The sequence below is a fragment of the Agrococcus pavilionensis RW1 genome (assembly GCF_000400485.1).
Taxonomy (GTDB): Bacteria; Actinomycetota; Actinomycetes; order Actinomycetales; family Microbacteriaceae; genus Agrococcus; species Agrococcus pavilionensis.
Window position 1 is genome coordinate 54,350 of the sequence record NZ_ASHR01000014.1, and the last position, 18,143, is coordinate 72,492.

Sequence of the window (18,143 nt, forward strand, 5' to 3'; positions counted from 1 at the left end):
CCACCATGACCAGCACCGGCGCGCCTCCCCAGCGGCGCAAGGTCAGCGTCGTCGCCCCGCCGACGACCGCTGCGGCGCTGCGTGCCGCGATCGCGGCCGAGCCCCGGCTCGAGCTCGTCGCCACCGCCGAGCGCTTCGTCGACCTCGTGCGCGCGAAGGAGTTCCCCGGCGACGTCGTGCTCCTGGTCGAGCCCGCCGGTGCCCCCGTGCTCGCCCACGCGCGCACGGCGATCACCGCCGGGGCCGCCGTCGTCGTCCACGGCGAGGCGGACCCGGCGCTCCGCGAGTCGCTCGAGGCCGCCGGCGCTGTCGTGCTGGGGGAGGACCCGTCCCCTGCCGAGGCCGTGCGCTCATGCGCCGAGCTCGACCGCACCAGCCGCAGGCGCCGCCCGCGCGCCGTCGACCCGGCCGATCGCCGCCCGCGCCTCTCGCACAGCGAGCGCCGCGCCCTCGCGCACTACGTGCAGGGCCACTCGACCGTGCAGGTCGCCGCCGAGATGGGCGTCGGCTACGAGACGGCCAAGACGTTCCTCCGCCGGGTGCGCGCGAAGTACGCCGCGATGGACCGCCCGGCAGGCAAGCGCGCCGAGCTCATCTCGCGCGCCGAAGAGGACGGCATCCTCTAGGGGTGGCGAAGCTCTACTTCCGGTACGGGGCGATGAACTCCGGCAAGTCCACCGGCCTGCTGCAGGCCGCGTTCAACTACGAGGAGCGCGGCCAGCGCGTGCTGCTCGCGAAGCCCGCGACCGACACGAAGGGCGCGCGCGAGATCGTCTCGCGGCTCGGCGTGACGCGCGAGGTCGACTTCCTCGTCGCGCACGACGAGTCGGTGATGGATGCGTTCGACGCCGCGGCCGCGCAGGACGACGCCCACGTCGCGTGCCTGCTCGTCGACGAGGCGCAGTTCTTCCGCCCCGAGCAGGTCGACGAGCTGCTGCGCATCGCCGTCGAACGCGGCGTGCCGGTGCTCGCCTACGGCATCCGCACCGACTTCCTCACGCGCGCGTTCCCCGGTTCGGCCCGGCTGCTCGAGCTCGCGCACTCGCTCGAGGAGCTCAAGACCATCTGCCGCTGCGGCCGCAAGGCGCTGTTCAACGGCCGCAAGGTGGGGGAGCGGTTCGTCTTCGACGGCGACCAGGTCGCGATCGACGGCGAGACCGTCACCTACGAGTCGCTCTGCGCGACGTGCTACCTCGAGGAGTCGGGCGGGCGGCTCGGGGCTGCTGCCCCTCGTTGAGCGGCGGTCCAGCCTCACCCGCTCGTCGAGTAGCTGCCGGAGGCGGCGTATCGAGACGTCGTCGCGGCGACAGCGAGTCCGTGGTCGGGTCCGGCGGAGCGGTGCTCCGCCGGGAGGCTGGGGACCGGTGACAGCGGAATCCGCGCGGCTCGCGATCGCTTCGCGATCGCTCGGACCGGCGGATTCCGTATGAACCTACGGTTCAAATCGTGTCACGACAGCCCGACAGACGACGAAGGGCCTCCGCCATCGGCGGAGGCCCTTCGTCGTCTGTCGGGGTGACAGGATTTGAACCTGCGACCTCGTCGTCCCGAACGACGCGCGCTACCAAGCTGCGCCACACCCCGGTGCTGCCCGACTCGAGCCTAGGCTCGCGCGTGCAACCGCACCAGTCTACCCGACGTCGCGGGGCACGAGCGACATCACGACCGCCTCCGGGGGAGTGCCGAGCCGGAACGGCGCGAAGATCGACGATCCGATGCCCTGCGAGACCCCGAGCGGCACCGAGCGCCCCTCGTGGCTCCACGTGCTGACCCCCGAGGCCTGCGCGCGCGGGATGTCGCAGTTCGTGACGATCGCGTGCCCGCCCGGCACCCGCACCTGGCCGCCGTGCGTGTGCCCCGCGAGGATCGCATCCGCCCCGAGGTCGACGAAGGCGTCGAGGATGCGCCGGTACGGCGCGTGCGTGATGCCGAGCGTCGTGCGCGGCGCGTCGCCGAGCGCCTTCCGCATGCGCGAGATGGCCGCCTCGGTCTCGTCGAGCCGATCCCAGGAGCGATGCGGGTCGGCGACGCCGAAGGCGGCGATCGTCGTCCCCTTGACCTCGATCGCGCGCGCCGAGTTGTTGACGTCGAGCCAGCCGAAGCCCTCGTAGGCTCGCTCGAGCGCCGCGAGGTCGAGCCGTTCGGGGCCGCTGCCCGCGGGCTCCTTCGAGGGCCCGGCGAAGTAGCGCAACGGGTTCTTCAGCTGCGGCCCGAAGACGTCGTTCGAGCCGTGCACGAAGAAGCCGGGCACGCCCTGGAAGACGCGCAGCGCATCCGCCAGCACAGGCACTGCGGCGCTGTGGCCGAGGCTGTCGCCCGTGTTGACGATGAGGTCGGGCTCGACCGACGCGAGCCCCTCGAGCCACTCGAGCTTCGCGCGCTGCCACGGCGCGAGGTGGATGTCGGCGAGGTGCAGGAGCGTCAGCGGGCGGGCGCCCGCCGGCAGGATGCGCAGCTGCTCATGGCGGATGCGGAAGGCGCGCGGCTCGATCGCGGTCGCGTAGGCGCCGACGGCGGCGCCGGCGGCGAGCACGCCGCCGACGACCGCGCCGAGGGCCCGCGGGCTAGCAGCCAGGGTCGCCCCCGGAGGCGTTCGTGCCCACGACGAGCGAGATCGGGTCTGTCGGTGCGCCGGGGCTGCCCGCGAGCGGGTTCTGCGCGAGCACGGTGCAGAGGTTGCCCGCGCCGTGGTCCTGCCACGTCACCTGCACGAGCGCGGGATCGAAGCCCGCGTCGGCGAGCGTCGCCTTCGCATCGGCGAGCGACTGCGCCACCAGATCGGGCCACGTCTGCGCCCCATCCGATGCTTGCGTCGGGTTCGACGCGGGGGCGCCGCTCGAGGGGTAGATGATGATCGGCGTCGACGTCGTCACGAGCGCGCCCGCGCCGGGCGCGGTGTACTCGACGCTGCCCTCGGCTTGCGTGCCCTCGACCGGGTCGGCGACCTGCACGGTGAAGCCGGCGGCCTCGAGCGCAGCCTGCGCGTCGGCGACCGGCTGGCCGCTCACATCCGGCAGCTCGCTCGCGTTGCCGCGCAGCGTGTCTGCATCGGGCGTGAGGAACTGCCCACCGGGGTAGCGGGCGATCGCCTCACCCATCGCGGTGCGGAAGATGGTCGAGCGCACGTTCCAGCGCGACTGCAGGTTGTACTTGCCCGAGATGTTGCCGACCCACACGGAGGTCGCGACAGTCGGGCTCGAGCCGTTCACCCACGTCTGCTCGACGTTGTTGTTCGTGCCGGTCTTCGAGACGACGGGGGTTGGCCCGGGCGGGTTGTTCGCCGGGTTGCGCTCCGTGACGGTCTGCAGCACCGACTGCATCACCGAGGCGACCTGCGGCGAGATGGCCTGCTGGCAGTCCTGCCGCGGCGGCTGCACCTCGGTGCCGTCCCGCGCGACGATGCGGTCGATCGCGATCGGCTCGCAGTGCACGCCGCCGTTCGCGATCGTCGCGAACGCCTCGGCCATGCTCATCGGCGAGACGAGCGAGCCCGAGCCGAGGATGGCGGAGGGGTACATCTCCCACTCGCCGCCGTTCGCCGGCTCCGCGCCCATCGCGGTCGCGACCTCGAAGATGCCGCACGTGTCGACCTGGCTCGCCATCCGCATCGTGCCGGTGTTGACCGAGTTCACCATGATCTCGGTGGGCGTCATGCGGTTGTACTCGTTGCCCTCGTTGTTCTGCGGGTCGTAGTCCTCGTGGAACATCGCGCCGCCGTCGAGGCAGCTCGCGCGGAAGTCGCCCGACTTCCACTCGTTGCGGGTGGCGTCGATCGCGGCGTTGACCGAGTTGCCCTCGATGATCCACTGCGCGAGCGTGAAAATCTTGAAGCCCGAGCCCGGCTGGAAGCCGCCGGAGCGGCCGTGCGAGTAGTCGACGTTGAAGTTGAGCGCCGTCGCGGTCGGCGGCGCCTCGTCGGTGGGCGAGTAGTCCTTGTTCTGCACCATCGAGAGCACGCGGCCGGTGCCGACCTCGAGCTGGATGGCGGCGCCGCCCGAGCGCCAGCGCGTCTCGTCGTTCGGCACGAGGGTGTCGACCGACTCCTGGACGACGTCGCTCAGGCCGACGTCGACCGAGGTGAAGATCTGGTAGCCGCCCTGCGCGAGCGCGCGCGCGTTGTCCTCGGGTGTCGCGCCGAGGATGTGCTGGCCGTCGACCTGGTCCTTCGCGAGCACCTGCTGCACGTAGTCGCAGAAGAAGCGCGTCGAATCGTAGCCCGCGATGCACCCGTTGTTGGGCGGCTGGATGTTGACGAAGCTCTCGTCCACCGGGGTCGCGAGCGCGGCGTCGCGCTCCTCGGCGGTGATGAAGCCCTCGGTCGCCATGTTGCGGATGATGAAGTCGCGCCGCTCCTGGTTGCGCGCGAAGTTGTCGGCGCTGAACAGGTTGCGGATCGACGGGTTCTGCACCGTGGCGATGAGGGCCGCCGACTCGGCGACCGACAGCTCGGCGGCGGGCTTGCCGAAGATGCGCTGCGCGCCCGACTCGATGCCGTAGACGTTGCCGCCGAAGTTCGCGATGTTGAGGTACGCGAGCAGGATCTCGTTCTTCGTGTAGCGCTGCTCGAGGCTGATCGCGAGCCGCATCTCGGCGAGCTTGCGCTGGTACGACTCGGTGTACTGCTGGTCGCACACCGCCTGGGCCGCCTCGTCGTCCGAGAGGCACGCGTCGATCGCGATCTGCTGGCGCACGAGCTGCATCGTGAGCGTCGATGCGCCCGACTCGCCGCCGAAGCCGAGCTGCGAGAGGCCGGCGCGCACGACCGAGGGGGCGTCGACGCCGCTGTGCGAGTAGTAGCGGCGGTCCTCGCCGGCGACGAGCGCGTCGACCGCGGTGCGCGGCACCTGCTGCCACTGCAGCACCTGGCGGTCCTGGCTGTAGAACTGCGCGATCTCGACCGGCTGCCCGTCGCGGAGGCCGTAGATGCGATTGCGCTCGGCCTGCTGGGTGATCTGCGAGTACGTCGGCAGGCTCTCGAAGATGTCGAGGCCGCTGTTGGCGGTGCTCGACGCGACCGCCAGGGCAGGGGTCAGCGTCGCCGAGACGAGGATGCCGGCGATCGCGCTGAACCCGATGAGACCCAGGAGGGAGCCGAGCAGGCTTCCTGGCTTGTGACGTGAAGCGGCCATAGCATACGAGGGTACGGCACCGACCTATGAGAGCTGAGGGCTGCAGAACGATGGCGACCACGACTTGGGAGTACGCGACGACGCCGCTGCTCATCCACCGCGAGACGGCGATCCTCAACACCTGGGGAGCCGACGGATGGGAGCTCGTGCACGTCGCGAACGGTCCCGAGGGCGGGCTCGTCGCGTTCCTGAAGCGCCCGATCGAGGCCGGCGCGTGAGCGTCGCGCAGCGGCTCGAGGAGCTCGGGTTCGAGCTGCCCGCGGTCGTCCCGCCGGTCGCCTCCTACGTGCCCGCGGTGTCGGCGAACGGCTTCGTCTACACCTCCGGCCAGCTGCCGATGGTCGACGGGCAGCTGCCCCGCACGGGCAAGGTCGGCGCGGAGGTCTCGGCCGACGAGGCGATGCTCGACGCGAAGCAGTGCGCGCTCAACGCGCTCGCGGCGATCGCCGCCGAGATCGGCTCGCTCGACCGCATCACGCGCATCGTGAAGGTCGTCGGCTTCGTCGCGTCGGCGGATGGGTTCCACGGCCAGCCGGGCGTCGTCAACGGCGCGAGCAACGTGCTCGGCGAGATCTTCGGCGATGCCGGCAAGCACGCCCGCAGCGCCGTCGGCGTCGCGGAGCTGCCGCTCGGCGCGCCGGTCGAGGTCGAGGTCATCGCGGCCTTCGCCTGACCCGCCTGCCGATCGTCGAGTAGGCCCGCAGGGCCGTATCGAGACGGGGCGACCGGTCTCGATACGCGCCTGCGGCGCTACTCGACCAGCGCAGCGATCCGATCGTCGAGTAGGCCCGCAGGGCCGTATCGAGACGGCAGCGATCGGTCTCGATACGCGCCTTCGGCGCTACTCGACCAGCGGAGTGGCGCTACTCGACCAACGGGGCGACTACCGCAGCTGCGAGCGGATCGCCTCCACCACGCCCTGGTCGGCGAGCGTCGTCGTGTCGCCGAGGTCGCGGCCCTCGGCGAGGTCGCGCAGCAGGCGCCGCATGATCTTCCCCGAGCGGGTCTTCGGCAGGTCGGGCACGATGAAGACCTGCCGCGGCCGCGCGATCGCGCCGATGTCGCTCGCGACGTGCTGGCGCAGGATCTGCTCCGCCTCCTCGATGGAGTGCTCGCGCGACGCGGACTGCTTCAGGATCACGAACGCCACGACCGCCTGGCCCGTGGTCGCATCCGTCGCCCCCACGACCGCGGCCTCGGCGACGCCGTCGTGCGCGACGAGCGACGACTCGATCTCGGCGGTCGAGAGCCGGTGGCCTGAGACGTTCATGACGTCGTCGACGCGGCCGAGCAGCCAGATCTCGCCGTCCTCGTCCTTGCGGGCGCCGTCGCCGGCGAAGTACTTGTCGCCGAACTTCTCCCAGTACGTCTCGCGGTAGCGCTCGTCGTCGCCGTGGATCGTGCGCAGCATCGACGGCCACGGGCTCGTCACGACGAGCAGCCCGCCCTCGCCGTCGCCGACCGAGGCGCCCGACTCGTCGAGCACGTCGATCTCGATGCCCGGGATCGGCACTTGGGCGCTGCCGGGCTTGAGCGTCGTCACGGCGGCGAGCGCCGAGATCATGATCGCGCCCGTCTCGGTCTGCCACCACGTGTCGACGACCGGGGTCGTGCCGCCGCCGACGACGTCGCGGTACCACATCCACGCCTCGGGGTTGATGGGCTCGCCCACCGTGCCGAGCACGCGCAGGCTCGAGAGGTCGCTCGACTGCGTGTGCTGGCGCCCGAGCTTCATGAACGTGCGGATGGCCGTGGGTGCCGTGTAGAAGATCGTCACGCCGTAGCGCTCGATGATCTGCCAGGGGCGCTCGGGCGTCGGGGTGTCGAACGTGCCCTCGTGCATGACCTGCGTCGTGCCGTTCGCCATCGGGCCGTAGACGACGTAGCTGTGGCCCGTCACCCAGCCGATGTCGGCCGTGCACCAGTAGACGTCGGTCTCGGGCGTGAGGTCGAAGACGTGCCGGTGGGTGAACGAGGTCTGCGTCAGGTAGCCGGCGCTCGTGTGCAGGATGCCCTTCGGCTTCCCGGTCGTGCCGGAGGTGTAGAGGATGAAGAGCGGGTGCTCGGCGGGGAAGCCTTGCGCCTCGTGCTCGTCCGACGCATCCGCCATCGCGTCGTGGTACCAGACGTCGCGGCCGTCGACCCAGTCGATCTCGTTCTCGCCGCGCTTGACGACGAGCACGTTCGTGACGCCGTGGCCCGGCTCGCGGAGCGCCTCGTCGACGGTCGGCTTGAGCGGGAACACCTTGCCCTTGCGCCACGCGCCGTCGGTCGTGATGACGAGCGTCGCGCCCGCGTCGTCGATGCGGCTGCGGAGGTTGGAGGGGCTGAAGCCGCCGAAGACGGCGGTGTGCACGGCGCCGATGCGAGCGCACGCGAGCATCGCGGCGACGGCCTCGGGCAGCATCGGCAGGTAGATCGCGACGCGGTCGCCCGCCTTGACGCCGAGCGACGTCAGCACGTTCGCGAGCCGCTTCACCTCGGCGGTCATCTCGGCGTAGGTGATCGTGCGGCGGTCGCCCGGCTCGCCCTCCCAGTGCAGCGCGACGCGGTCGCCGTTGCCCGCCTCGACGTGCCGGTCGAGGCAGTTGACGGCGACGTTGAGGGTGCCGTCGTGGAACCACTTCGCGTGCGGCGGCTGCCAGTCGAGCACCTCGGTGAAGGGCGTCTCCCACTGCAGCTCGCGCGCCTGCTCCGCCCAGAACCCGAGGCGATCCTCGGCCGCGCGCTCGTAGAGCTCCGCGCTGGTGGTCGACGCGCTCGCGAGCGCCTCCGGGGGCGCGAATCGGCGGGTCTCGGTGAGCAGGTGATCGATGCGGTCCGACACTGGGCTTCTCCTGACTTCTTCGTCCGCGGTCGAGTCTATGCACGCGCCGATGCGAGCGCCGCAGTGTTGCTCCCGGTTGCGCATGATTGCGTGCCTAGCATTGGCCTCGTCGGCCCTGCCGACGCGAGCAGGCGACCGACGGATCCCCCCCCATTCGTCCCCCTGCGGCGGCGTCCTCCATCCCCCGGTGGGCGCCGCCTTGCTCGTCCTGCGGCACTGGCTCTCCACAGGCGGATGCGTCGGGCCGGCCGGGTCGCGCTCGCGCCGCTACCGTGCGGGCTCGTGCAGGCTCGATCGCGGGGCGTCCCCTTCGTCGCCGGCGCCGATCGCGCGGTCGACGCGGGGCCGGCGCGGACGAGCGCCGCCGGGGCGCCGCTGCGCGAGTTCGCCGAGCTCGCGCCGCTCGTGGCTGAGGCGGCGGTGACGGATGTGTTCGTCACCGGCGGGCAGGTGTGGGTCGATCGCGGCGCGGGCGCCGAGCTGGTGCCGCTGCGGCTCGCGCCGGAGCGGGCGCGGGCGCTCGCCGTCGCGCTCGTCGCCGCCGGCGGCCGGCACGTCGACGAGGCGACGCCATGCGTCGACGTGCGGCTCCACGACGGCATCCGGGTGCACGCCGTGCTGCCGCCGATCGCGGTGGCGGGCGCGCAGCTCTCGATCCGGCTGCCGCGCGTGCAGCCGCTCTCGCTCGACGAGCTCGAGGCGAGCGGCTGCTTCGCGATCGTGCCGCTCGATCGGGTGCGCGAGCTTGTCGATCGGCGCGCGAACGTGCTCGTCACCGGTGCGGCCGGCTCGGGCAAGACGACGCTGCTCGGCGCGATGCTCTCGGGCGCGTCGCCCGCCGAGCGCATCGTGACGATCGAGGACGTCGCCGAGCTGCGCATCCGCCACCCGCACGTCGTCGCGCTCGAGGCTCGGCAGGCGAACGCCGAGGGCGCGGGTGCGATCGGCCTCGAGCAGCTCGTGCGCGAGGCGCTGCGCATGCGACCCGACCGGCTCGTGCTGGGGGAGTGCCGCGGCGCGGAGGTGCGCGAGCTGCTCTCGGCGCTCAACACCGGGCACGACGGCGGCGCCGGCACGCTGCACGCCAACTCGCTGAGCGACGTGCCCGCGCGGCTCGAGGCGCTCGGCGCCGTCGCGGGGCTCTCGCCGCCCGCGCTCGCGCGGCAGGCGGTGAGCGCGCTCGACGCGGTGCTGCACGTCGAGCGCGACGCGCGCGGCCGCCGGAGCATCGCTGCGATCGGATCGCTCGCGCTCGACGGCGAGCGGCTCGCGGTGCGGCCGCGATGAGCGGCGACGTCGCGCTCGACGACACCGCCGCGACGGTGCACCGGCTCGCGGCGCTCGTCGCGGGCGGGGTGCCGCTGGCGCGAGCCTGGGCGGTGCTCGGCACGGATGCGTCGGCGCTCGACGCGCGAGCCGGCGGGCTCGTGCGCGCGGTGCTCGCGGTCGCCGGCGAGGCGGGCGCCCCGATGGCGCCGACGCTCGAGCGGCTCGCGGCCCTGCTGCGCGAGCAGTCAGCGCAGCGCCGCGCGCTCGAGGCGGCGCTCGCCGGTCCGCGGGCGACCGCGCGGCTCGTGATGCTGCTGCCGGTGGTCGCGCTCGGCTTCGGGCTCGCGCTCGGGCTCGACGTGGTGGGCGCCGCGACGGGCGGCGGGATCGGGTCGTGGTCGGTCGCGGCAGGGGCGCTGCTGATGGTCGGCGCGTGGCTCTGGTCGCGGGCGATCGTGCGCCGCGCGGCGCGCGGCGACCCGGCGCCGGGGCTCGCGCTCGACCTCGTCGCGGTGGCGCTCGCGGGCGGCGGCGCGGCCGATCGCGCCCGAGCGAGCGCCGCTCGCGCGCTGCGGGACGCGCGGATCGAGACGAGCGGCTGGGACGACGTCGACGCCGCGCTCGCGCTCGCCGAGCGCGCCGGCGTCCCGGTGCGCGGACTGCTGCTCGCCGAGGCGACCGCCGCGCGCACGCGCGCTCGGCTCGACGGCGAGACCCGCGCCCAGCGCGCGGCGGTGCAGCTCGCGCTGCCGCTCGGCGCGTGCGTGCTGCCCGCGTTCACGCTGCTCGTGATCGTGCCGCTCGTCGTCTCGATGCTCGACGGTGCGCTCGCGCCGCTCGGGTGAACGCCGGCCGGACCGCTCGCCGCCAGAGCGCCGCGTCGGCTAGGTTCGAGCCATGCGCAACGCCTGGAACGCCGTCGTCAACTGGATCGCGGCGCTCTTCGCGAGCTCGGCCGGAGCTCCGCACCCGATGGTCGCGACCGACGACCCCCGCGCGGCGGAGGAGCGCTCGCCCGAGCGCTGACCGCCGCCGCGCTCTCCACAGGCGACCCCGCCGGCCGCTCGCGCGCGCCGGCTCCTGCCCCACGCTTGGCCTCCTGAGGGAAGGAGGCGAGCATGCGGATGCTCGAGAGGCTCGTGCACGAGGAGGACGGTGCGGCGACCGCCGAGTACGTCATCGCGACGATGGCTGCGGTCGGGTTCGCCGGGCTGCTGGTGGTGATCCTGCGCTCCGACGAGGTGCGGGCGGTGGTCACCGACATGGTCCGGCGTGCGCTCACCGTGCAGTAGCGCACGGGGGCGCGGCGAGCTCGGTGCGGTCACGGCCGAGCTCGCCGCGGCGCTGCCCGCGGCGGTGCTCGCGATCGGGCTCGCGGTCGCGGCGGTCGCCGCGGCTGCCACGCAAGTGGGGCTCGAGCAGTCGGCCGGTGCCGCGGCCCGGGCGGCGGGGCGCGGCGACGATCCGGCGGCCTACGCCGACGGGGCGCTGCTGCGGCTCGAGGGGCAGGGCGAGCTCGTCTGCGCGGTGCTCGAGCGGCCGGCGCTCGGAGGAGCGGTGACGCTCGTGGCGCGGAGCTGCGCGCATGGCGGGGGCAGGTAGCGGTGGCGTCTCGATACGGCCCTGCGGGCCTACTCGACGAGCGGAAGGGGCACGGCCCTGCGGGACTGCTCGACGGGCGGGGAGGGAACGGCCCTGCGGGCCTACTCGACGAGCGGGAGGGTGTAGGACTGCTCGACGAGCGGGGGAGCGGAGCCGTGCTCGCGCTTGCGGTCGCGACGGCGGCGCTGCTGCTCGCGATGCTCGTCGTCGGGGCGGGTGCCGCGTCCATCGCCCAGGCGCGCGCCGCCGCGGCGGCCGACGCCGGGGCGCTCGCGGCGGCGGATGCGCTCTCCGGCTACGCGGACGGCTCACCGTGCGGGCTCGCGCACGCGGTCGTCGGCGCGAGCGGCGCACGACTCGAGCGCTGCTCGCTGCGCGGTCTCGAGGCGAGCGTGACGGCCGTCGTCCCGGTCGGGCCGTGGCTCGCATCCGCCACCGCTCGGGCCGGTCCGCCGCCGTGAGAGCGCAATGACTCCATGTGTATTGTGTCGACGTGATCCCGTCGGATCGATCCCCCAATCTATAGAGCAGTGAGCGTGAGCATGGGCAAGAAGCTCGTCATCGTCGAGTCCCCGGCGAAGGGAAAGACGATCGAGCGGTACCTCGGCGAGGGGTACCAGGTGCTGGCCTCGGTCGGCCACATCCGCGATCTCGTGAGCCCTCGCGACCTGCCCGCCGACCTCAAGAAGGGCGCCTTCGGCAAGTTCGCCGTCGACGTCGACAACGGCTTCGCGCCCTACTACGTCGTGAGCGACGAGAAGAAGAAGACCGTCTCGGAGCTCAAGAAGGCGCTCAAGGACGCCGAGGAGCTCATCCTCGCCACGGATGAGGACCGCGAGGGCGAGGCGATCGCGTGGCACCTGCTCGAGGTGCTCAAGCCCAAGGTGCCCGTGAAGCGCATGGTGTTCCACGAGATCACCAAGGAGGCGATCGAGCAGGCCAAGGAGCAGATGCGCGAGCTCAACATGCCGCTCGTCGACGCGCAGGAGACCCGGCGCATCCTCGACCGGCTCTACGGCTACGAGGTGAGCCCCGTGCTGTGGCGCAAGGTGCGACAGGGCCTCTCGGCCGGTCGCGTGCAGTCGCCTACCGCGCGCCTCATCGTCGACCGCGAGCGGGAGCGCATGGCGTTCGTGCCGGCCGCCTACTGGAGCCTCGCCGCGCAGTTCGAGGCCGAGGGATCGCGCTTCGGCGCTCGCCTCGTGCGGCTCGACGGCGCGCGCGTGGCGACCGGCAGCGACTTCGACGACCGCGGCCAGATCAAGGGCGTCCGCACGATCCTCGACGCCGAGGGCGCCGAGGCGCTCGCGAAGGAGCTCGAGCAGGCCGCCTTCCGGGTCGCGAGCGTCGAGTCGAAGCCCTACCGCCGGCGCCCGTCGGCACCCTTCACGACCTCGACGCTGCAGCAGGAGGCCGGTCGCAAGCTCAAGCTCTCGGCGAAGCAGACCATGTCGGTCGCGCAGTCGCTCTACGAGCAGGGCTACATCACCTACATGCGCACCGACTCGCCCTCGCTCTCGGCGCAGGCGATCAAGGCGGCGCGCGACCAGGCGACCGCGCTCTACGGCTCGGGGTCGGTCCCGCAGGCGGCGCGCCACTACGCGGGCAAGTCGAAGTCGGCGCAGGAGGCGCACGAGGCGATCCGTCCCTCGGGCGACGCCTTCCGCACCCCGGCCGAGGTCAGGGCATCCCTCACCCCGAACGAGCACCGCCTCTACGAGCTCATCTGGAAGCGCACCGTCGCGAGTCAGATGATCGACGCGACCGGTCAGACCGCCACGATCACGATCGCGTCGGAGAAGACGAGCCGCGGCGTCGCCGAGTTCACCGCATCCGGCACCGTCATCACCGAGCCCGGCTTCCTGCAGGCGTACGAGGAGGGGAAGGACGCCTCGCGCTACGCCGACGACGCCGAGTCGGACGCGAACCTGCCCGACGTCAAGCAGTCCGACCCCGTCTCGCTCGCCGAGCTCGAGCGCAAGGACCACGTCACGACGCCCCCGCCCCGCTACACCGAGGCGAGCCTCGTGAAGGCACTCGAGGAGCTCGAGATCGGCCGCCCCTCGACGTACGCGTCGATCATCGACACGATCGTGCGGCGCGGCTTCGTGACGCAGCGCGGCGGCGCGCTCGTGCCCAACTGGATCGCGTTCTCGACCATCAAGCTGCTCGAGGACAACCTCGGCGACTACGTCGACTACGACTTCACCGCCGAGATGCTCGCCGACCTCGACCGCATCGCCGACGGCGACCTCGACCGGCAGGAGTGGCTGCGCCGCTTCTACTTCGGCAGCGACGAGCGCCCGGGCCTCAAGAGCACCGTCGAGAACCTCGGCGACATCGATGCCCGCGCGGTCAACTCGATCCCGGTCGCCGAGGGCGTCACGCTGCGCGTGGGCCAGTACGGTCCCTACCTCGAGGGGCAGGGCCCCGACGGCGAGGTGAAGCGCGCCAACATCCCCGAGGACCTCACCCCCGACCAGCTCACCCCCGAGAAGGCGGCGGAGCTCTTCGCCGCCGAGCCCGCCGAGGACCGCGTGCTCGGCCAGCACCCCGAGACCGGCCTCGACGTCGTCGTGAAGAACGGCCGCTTCGGCCCGTACATCGAGGAGGCGCTGCCGGTCGAGCTCGATGACGAGGGCAAGCCCGTCGCGCCCAAGAAGGGCAAGGCGGCGCCGAAGCCGCGCCGCGCGTCGCTCTTCAAGTCGATGGAGCCCGAGTCGGTCGACCTGCCGACCGCGCTCAAGCTGCTGTCGCTCCCGCGCATCGTGGGCGTCGACCCCGAGTCGGGCGAGGAGATCTCCGCCCGTCCGGGCCGCTACGGGCCGTTCCTCTCGAAGGGCACCGACACCCGCTCGCTCGACGACGAGGACCAGATCTTCTCGATCACGCTCGAGCAGGCGCTCGAGCGCTTCGCGCAGCCGAAGTACGGGGCGCGCAAGGCCGCGAGCGCGCTCAAGGAGTTCGACGCCGACCCCGTCTCGGGCAAGCCGGTGAAGGTGCGCGACGGCCGCTTCGGCCCGTACGTGACCGACGGCGAGACGAATGCGACGATCCCGCGCGGGGAGGACGTCGAGGGCATCACCTTCGAGCGCGCGATCGAGCTGCTGCAGATCAAGCGCGAGAAGGGGCCGGCGAAGAAGCCCGCGCGGAAGCCCGCGGCGAAGAAGCCGGCCGCCAAGAAGCCCGCGGCGAAGAAGGCGCCCGCGAAGAAGCCCGCGGCGAAGAAGACCACCGAGTCGTGACCGGCGCGTTCATCACGCTCGAGGGCGGCGACGGCTCCGGCAAGTCGACGCAAGCGGGGATGCTCGTGGCCGCGCTCGAGGCGGAGGGCCGCTCCGTCGTGCGCACCCGGGAGCCCGGCGGCACCGAGCTCGGCGTCGAGATCCGCCGGCTCGTGCAGCACACCGACGGCCACGTCGCGCCGCGCGCGGAGGCGCTGCTCTACGCCGCCGACCGCGCGCAGCACGTCGCGACGCTCGTGCGCCCCGCGCTCGAGCGCGGTGACGTCGTGGTGCAGGACCGCTACCTCGACTCCTCGGTGGCCTACCAGGGCGCGGGCCGCGAGCTCGACGGGCAGCAGATCCGCGACCTGTCGCTGTGGGCGGTCGACGGGCTGCTGCCGCACCTGACGATCCTGCTCGATCTCGACCCCGCCGAGGGCCGCAAGCGGATGGCCGCCCGCGAGGACGCGCCGTTCGACCGGCTCGAGCAGACGGGCCTCGACTTCGCGCTGCGCGTGCGGGCCGCCTACCTCGCCCTCGCCGAGGCCGAGCCGGCGCGCTTCGCCGTCGTCGACGCGACCGGCAGCCCCGAGGCCGTGCACGAGCGCGTCATGTCGCACGTGCGTGGCATGCTCGCTGCCGGGCGCTGAGCGAGAGCCAGGGGGAGCGATGGGCGGCTGGAGCGAGATCGTCGGCCAGGCCGACGCGGTCGCGCAGCTGCGCCGCGCCGCGGCCGCGGATGCGGAGGGCGACGAGCACGGCGCGATGACGCACGCGTGGCTGCTCACCGGACCGCCGGGCTCGGGCCGGTCGAACCTCGCGTACGCGTTCGCCGCGGCGCTGCTCTCGGGCCCGGAGGGCATCGAGCCGGAGGTCGAGACGCTCGTCGAGGCACGCACCCACCCCGACCTCGTCACGCTCTCGACCGAGGGCGTGCTCATCACGATCGCGCAAGCGCGGTCGGTCGTGCAGCGCGCATCCCTCGCGCCCTCGACCGCGCGCTACCGGGTGGTCGTCGTCGAGGACGCCGACCGGATGGCCGAGCGCACCTCGAACGCGCTGCTGAAGGCGCTCGAGGAGCCGCCGCCCGAGACGGTCTGGATCCTCTGCGCGCCGAGCGAGGCCGACCTGCTGCCGACGATCCGCTCGCGCGTGCGCACGGTCAACCTGCAGGTGCCCGACCCCGTCGAGGTCGCGGCGCTGCTCGTCGAGCGCGACGGCGTCGACCCCGGCGTCGCCGAGCGCGCCGCGCGCGAAGCGCAGAGCCACATCGGCATGGCCCGCCGGCTCGCGACGAGCGAGGAGGCGCGCGCCCGGCGCGCCGAGACGCTGCAGATCGCGATGCGCGTCTCGACGGCGTCGTCGGCCGTGCTCGCGGCAGCGCGCTACGTCGAGATCGCGACCGCCGACGCCGACGCGCTCTCGGCAGAGCGCGATGAGGCCGAGCGAGCGCAAGCGCTGCGGCAGCTCGGGGTCGAGCCCGGCGGCACGGTGCCGCCCCAGCTGCGACGGCAGCTCAAGGAGCTCGAGGACGCGCAGAAGCAGCGGGCGAAGCGCGGCATGCGCGACGGCGTCGACCGCATCCTCGTCGACCTCCTCTCGCTCTACCGCGACATCCTCATCACGCAGCTCGGCGTCGGGCGCGAGCTCGTGAACGAGGCGATGCGGCCGACCGTGCAAGCGGCGGCCGACTACCTCGAGCGCGCCGCCGTCATCGACGTGCTCGACCAGATCCGCGTCGCCCGCGAGCGCATCGAGGCGAACGTGCCGCCGCTGCTCGCGCTCGAGGCGATGCTCGTGAGCGCCGCGCGCGCTGCGCAGCGCCGCTGAGCGAGACGCGACCGCGCGTCCCTCAGCGCAGGTCGATGGTCAGCAGCATGTCGTCCTCAACACCGCGCAGAAGGCGTTCGTCGACGTCGGTCAGCTGCACGCCGCGCGAGCGACGCGGCGCCACGGTGAGCTCCGACGGGCTCCAAGCGCGCAGCACGGAGATCCGACGGAGCTCGGCCGCTGATCCCGGCAGGGCGTGGAGCCAGTCGAGGAGGGCCGCGGCCGGCGTCTCGCCGTCCACCTGCTCGCGGCCACGGAGCCCGACGACGCCGTCGCAGTCGCACATGCGGCGCGTCAGCGTGAACGTCTCCGCATCCGCGCCGACGCGCTTGGATGCGACGGTGAACGGAGTCGGCTGCGGCTCGACCCCGAGGCGCTCGAGCGTCATGGCGCGGAACTCGTCGTCGAGCAGATCGGCGCGGAGCGCCCAGATCACGGTTGCGCACATCGTTGGTCCTTCCGAGCCGGTAGGGACCCTCGGAATCGCCTCGGCAGCGGAGCCGGCTCCGCGGTCATCGAGACGATCGTATGCCAGCCTCGAGCCCTCCACGCGACTCGGCCGCGCGCCGCAGCACCGCTGATGCGGCTCGCATAGCCGCGCCGCATACCGTAGGAGCATGCATCGCTCCCGCGGCCCGGCCGCCCTCGCCGTCGCGGCCGCCGCGCTCCTCGCGCTCACCGGCTGCCTCGTCCTGCCGGCACCGCCCGCGGCCGCGCCGCCGACCGGGCCGAGCAGCGTCGCCGTGCCACCGTGGGAGCCGACCGGCGAGGACGTCGCGCCCGGCCTCGAGCGGTACTACGGGCAGGACGTCGACTGGACCTCGTGCGGCGACAGCTGGTGCGGCACGATCACCGCGCCGATGGACTGGTTCGGCTCCGTCGACGACGACATCGAGCTCTCGGTCGTCGTCGCCCCCGCGACCGGGGTGCGCGAGGGCGCGATCCTCTACAACCCCGGCGGCCCCGGGGCATCCGGCGTCGACTACGTCTCGCAGTACGCCGACTTCCTGCTCCCGCCCGAGGTGCGCGAGCACTACGACCTCGTCGGCTTCGACCCCCGCGGCGTCGGCGGATCGACGCCCATCTCCTGCTACGACGACCCGCAGGAGTTCTACGACTGGATGTGGGGGCTCCCCGAGGGCCCCGCGCCCGAGCCGCTGAGCGACGAGGACCTGCAGCTGCAGCTCGAGTCGGCGCAGTGGTTCGCCGACGCGTGCCTCGAGCACACCGGCCCCTACCTCGAGTTCGTCGGCACCGAGCAGGTCGCGAGCGACATGGACCTCATGCGGGCGCTGCTCGGCGAGGAGCGGCTCAACTACCTCGGCGTCTCCTACGGCACGCTCATCGGCTCGACCTACGCCGACCTCTTCCCCGAGAACGTGGGCCGCATGGTGCTCGACGCCGCGGTCGCGCCCGACCGCTCCGAGTTCGAGGGCACGCTCTTCCAGGCCGCCGGCTTCGAGCTCGCCTACGGCAACTTCGTCGCCGATTGCCTGCAGCAGCGCGACTGCCCGTTCACGGGCACGCAGGAGGAGGCGCTCGAGCAGACGCGCGCGCTCATCGACGGGCTCGACGCCGACCCGATCGAGGTCGCCGACGGCCGCCAGCTCGGCTCCGGTGCCTTCTTCATCGCCATCGCCGCGAACCTCTACAGCGACCTGCAGTGGCAGGTGCTGCGCGGCGTGATCGCCGACGTCATGGCGGGCAGCGGCGAGAGCGCGTACGCCGAGGCGGATGCGTACTACGGCGTGCGCCCGGACGGCACGTTCGAGGACAACTCCTACGAGGCGCTCGTGTCGGTCAACTGCCTCGACGCGCCGGCCGTGACGGACTTCGACGAGGTGCGCGCGAACGGCGCCGAGGTCATGGCGGCCGCGCCGACGCTCGGGCCCGGCTTCGTCGGGCTCAGCAGCTGCGCCGCGTGGCCGTTCGAGGCGACGCGCGAGCCGCACGCGATCACCGCGCCCGGCGCCGACCCGATCATCGTGATCGGCGGTCGCAACGACCCGGCGACGCCCTACGAGCAAGCCGTGGCGCTCGCCGACATGCTCGAGTCGGGCGTGCTCATCTCGGTCGAGGCCGAGGGTCACGGGCAGTACTACGCGCCGATGCCGAACGCGTGCGTCGACGAGCCGGTGAACGAGTACTTCCTGACCGGGGTCGCGCCGACCGCCGATCTCGACTGCTGAGCGATCGCTCGGCGAGTCGAGCGAGACGGGCTCTTCTTCCGCAGCTCGAGCAGCAGTGCATGTGGGTGGTCAC

The 18,143-nt window shown here is 72.8% G+C and carries 18 protein-coding genes and 1 tRNA gene; 14 read left to right on the forward strand and 5 right to left on the reverse strand.

What is annotated here, in order from left to right:
• Positions 1-5: 5 nt before the first annotated feature.
• Both L332_RS18945 and L332_RS18950 read left to right on the forward strand, forming a co-directional pair.
• Entirely contained in the window at positions 6-626 is a 621-nt protein-coding gene (locus L332_RS18945; RefSeq protein ID WP_021009824.1) for a helix-turn-helix transcriptional regulator, read from the forward strand.
• A 2-nt stretch (positions 627-628) separates the two neighbouring features.
• Complete coding sequence (locus tag L332_RS18950) at positions 629-1,237, forward strand: thymidine kinase (RefSeq protein WP_021009825.1); 609 nt, start codon at positions 629-631, stop codon at positions 1,235-1,237.
• A 273-nt stretch (positions 1,238-1,510) separates the two neighbouring features.
• Here L332_RS18950 and L332_RS18955 read toward each other — a convergent pair.
• From L332_RS18955 to L332_RS0114850, 3 genes are all read right to left on the reverse strand, one after another.
• Positions 1,511-1,584 (reverse strand) — tRNA-Pro (locus tag L332_RS18955).
• 46 nt (positions 1,585-1,630) lie between these two features.
• The gene (locus tag L332_RS18960) at positions 1,631-2,533 is read right to left on the reverse strand and encodes a metallophosphoesterase (RefSeq protein ID WP_021009826.1); all 903 of its coding nucleotides are present in this window, start codon (positions 2,531-2,533) and stop codon (positions 1,631-1,633) included.
• 31 nt (positions 2,534-2,564) lie between these two features.
• Positions 2,565-5,129: a transglycosylase domain-containing protein gene (locus tag L332_RS0114850; RefSeq protein WP_021009827.1), complete on the reverse strand. Its 2,565-nt coding sequence runs from the start codon at positions 5,127-5,129 to the stop codon at positions 2,565-2,567.
• Between the two features lie 50 nt (positions 5,130-5,179).
• Between L332_RS0114850 and L332_RS30560 the strand changes: the two genes are divergently transcribed.
• Positions 5,180-5,347 (forward strand): hypothetical protein, encoded by a 168-nt coding sequence (locus tag L332_RS30560; protein WP_021064908.1) that lies wholly within the window; start codon positions 5,180-5,182, stop codon positions 5,345-5,347.
• Positions 5,344-5,802 (forward strand): RidA family protein, encoded by a 459-nt coding sequence (locus tag L332_RS18965; protein WP_021064909.1) that lies wholly within the window; start codon positions 5,344-5,346, stop codon positions 5,800-5,802. The genes L332_RS30560 and L332_RS18965 overlap by 4 nt, the downstream gene beginning before the upstream one ends.
• 210 nt (positions 5,803-6,012) lie before the next feature.
• On the opposite strand, the gene acs is transcribed toward L332_RS18965, so the two are convergent.
• Complete coding sequence (gene acs / locus L332_RS18970; protein WP_021009829.1) at positions 6,013-7,956, reverse strand: acetate--CoA ligase; 1,944 nt, start codon at positions 7,954-7,956, stop codon at positions 6,013-6,015.
• 282 nt (positions 7,957-8,238) lie between these two features.
• Between acs and L332_RS18975 the strand changes: the two genes are divergently transcribed.
• The 9 genes from L332_RS18975 to L332_RS19005 all read left to right on the forward strand — a co-directional run bounded on the left by L332_RS18975 (position 8,239) and on the right by L332_RS19005 (position 15,881).
• Positions 8,239-9,243, forward strand: coding sequence for a TadA family conjugal transfer-associated ATPase (locus L332_RS18975; RefSeq protein ID WP_021064910.1), 1,005 nt, complete (start codon positions 8,239-8,241; stop codon positions 9,241-9,243).
• Positions 9,240-10,070 (forward strand): type II secretion system F family protein, encoded by an 831-nt coding sequence (locus L332_RS18980; RefSeq protein ID WP_021009831.1) that lies wholly within the window; start codon positions 9,240-9,242, stop codon positions 10,068-10,070. The genes L332_RS18975 and L332_RS18980 overlap by 4 nt, the downstream gene beginning before the upstream one ends.
• A 52-nt stretch (positions 10,071-10,122) precedes the next feature.
• Positions 10,123-10,251, forward strand: a complete 129-nt coding sequence (locus tag L332_RS30860) for a hypothetical protein (protein WP_021009832.1) — start codon at positions 10,123-10,125, stop codon at positions 10,249-10,251.
• Positions 10,252-10,343: 92 nt separating this feature from the next.
• The gene (locus tag L332_RS29760; RefSeq protein WP_021009833.1) at positions 10,344-10,517 is read left to right on the forward strand and encodes a DUF4244 domain-containing protein; all 174 of its coding nucleotides are present in this window, start codon (positions 10,344-10,346) and stop codon (positions 10,515-10,517) included.
• A complete protein-coding gene (locus L332_RS18985) occupies positions 10,498-10,827 on the forward strand; it encodes a hypothetical protein (protein WP_021009834.1) in 330 nt (109 codons plus the stop codon). The genes L332_RS29760 and L332_RS18985 overlap by 20 nt, the downstream gene beginning before the upstream one ends.
• A 128-nt stretch (positions 10,828-10,955) precedes the next feature.
• Positions 10,956-11,288 (forward strand): Rv3654c family TadE-like protein, encoded by a 333-nt coding sequence (locus L332_RS18990; protein ID WP_041203843.1) that lies wholly within the window; start codon positions 10,956-10,958, stop codon positions 11,286-11,288.
• An 81-nt stretch (positions 11,289-11,369) separates the two neighbouring features.
• The gene (gene topA / locus L332_RS18995) at positions 11,370-14,072 is read left to right on the forward strand and encodes a type I DNA topoisomerase (RefSeq protein ID WP_021064912.1); all 2,703 of its coding nucleotides are present in this window, start codon (positions 11,370-11,372) and stop codon (positions 14,070-14,072) included.
• A complete protein-coding gene (gene tmk / locus L332_RS19000) occupies positions 14,069-14,701 on the forward strand; it encodes a dTMP kinase (protein WP_021009837.1) in 633 nt (210 codons plus the stop codon). Before topA ends, tmk begins: the two co-directional genes overlap by 4 nt.
• Positions 14,702-14,720: 19 nt before the next feature.
• Entirely contained in the window at positions 14,721-15,881 is a 1,161-nt protein-coding gene (locus L332_RS19005; RefSeq protein WP_021009838.1) for a DNA polymerase III subunit delta', read from the forward strand.
• Between the two features lie 22 nt (positions 15,882-15,903).
• Here L332_RS19005 and L332_RS19010 read toward each other — a convergent pair whose 3' ends face one another.
• Positions 15,904-16,329, reverse strand: a complete 426-nt coding sequence (locus L332_RS19010) for a hypothetical protein (RefSeq protein WP_031223335.1) — start codon at positions 16,327-16,329, stop codon at positions 15,904-15,906.
• Positions 16,330-16,498: 169 nt separating this feature from the next.
• Between L332_RS19010 and L332_RS19015 the strand changes: the two genes are divergently transcribed.
• The gene (locus L332_RS19015; protein ID WP_021009840.1) at positions 16,499-18,070 is read left to right on the forward strand and encodes an alpha/beta hydrolase; all 1,572 of its coding nucleotides are present in this window, start codon (positions 16,499-16,501) and stop codon (positions 18,068-18,070) included.
• Positions 18,071-18,143 lie beyond the last annotated feature (73 nt).

Excerpts from the sequence above, each read along its gene's own strand:
- L332_RS18945 (WP_021009824.1), top strand. The coding sequence starts at position 6 with ATGACCAGCACCGGCGCGCCTCCCCAGCGGCGCAAGGTCAGCGTCGTC.
- L332_RS0114850 (WP_021009827.1), bottom strand. The coding sequence starts at position 5,129 with ATGGCCGCTTCACGTCACAAGCCAGGAAGCCTGCTCGGCTCCCTCCTG.
- L332_RS30560 (WP_021064908.1), top strand. The coding sequence starts at position 5,180 with ATGGCGACCACGACTTGGGAGTACGCGACGACGCCGCTGCTCATCCAC.
- L332_RS18980 (WP_021009831.1), top strand. The coding sequence starts at position 9,240 with ATGAGCGGCGACGTCGCGCTCGACGACACCGCCGCGACGGTGCACCGG.
- L332_RS30860 (WP_021009832.1), top strand. The coding sequence starts at position 10,123 with ATGCGCAACGCCTGGAACGCCGTCGTCAACTGGATCGCGGCGCTCTTC.
- L332_RS29760 (WP_021009833.1), top strand. The coding sequence starts at position 10,344 with ATGCGGATGCTCGAGAGGCTCGTGCACGAGGAGGACGGTGCGGCGACC.
- topA (WP_021064912.1), top strand. The coding sequence starts at position 11,370 with ATGGGCAAGAAGCTCGTCATCGTCGAGTCCCCGGCGAAGGGAAAGACG.
- L332_RS19005 (WP_021009838.1), top strand. The coding sequence starts at position 14,721 with ATGGGCGGCTGGAGCGAGATCGTCGGCCAGGCCGACGCGGTCGCGCAG.
- L332_RS19010 (WP_031223335.1), bottom strand. The coding sequence starts at position 16,329 with ATGTGCGCAACCGTGATCTGGGCGCTCCGCGCCGATCTGCTCGACGAC.
- L332_RS19015 (WP_021009840.1), top strand. The coding sequence starts at position 16,499 with ATGCATCGCTCCCGCGGCCCGGCCGCCCTCGCCGTCGCGGCCGCCGCG.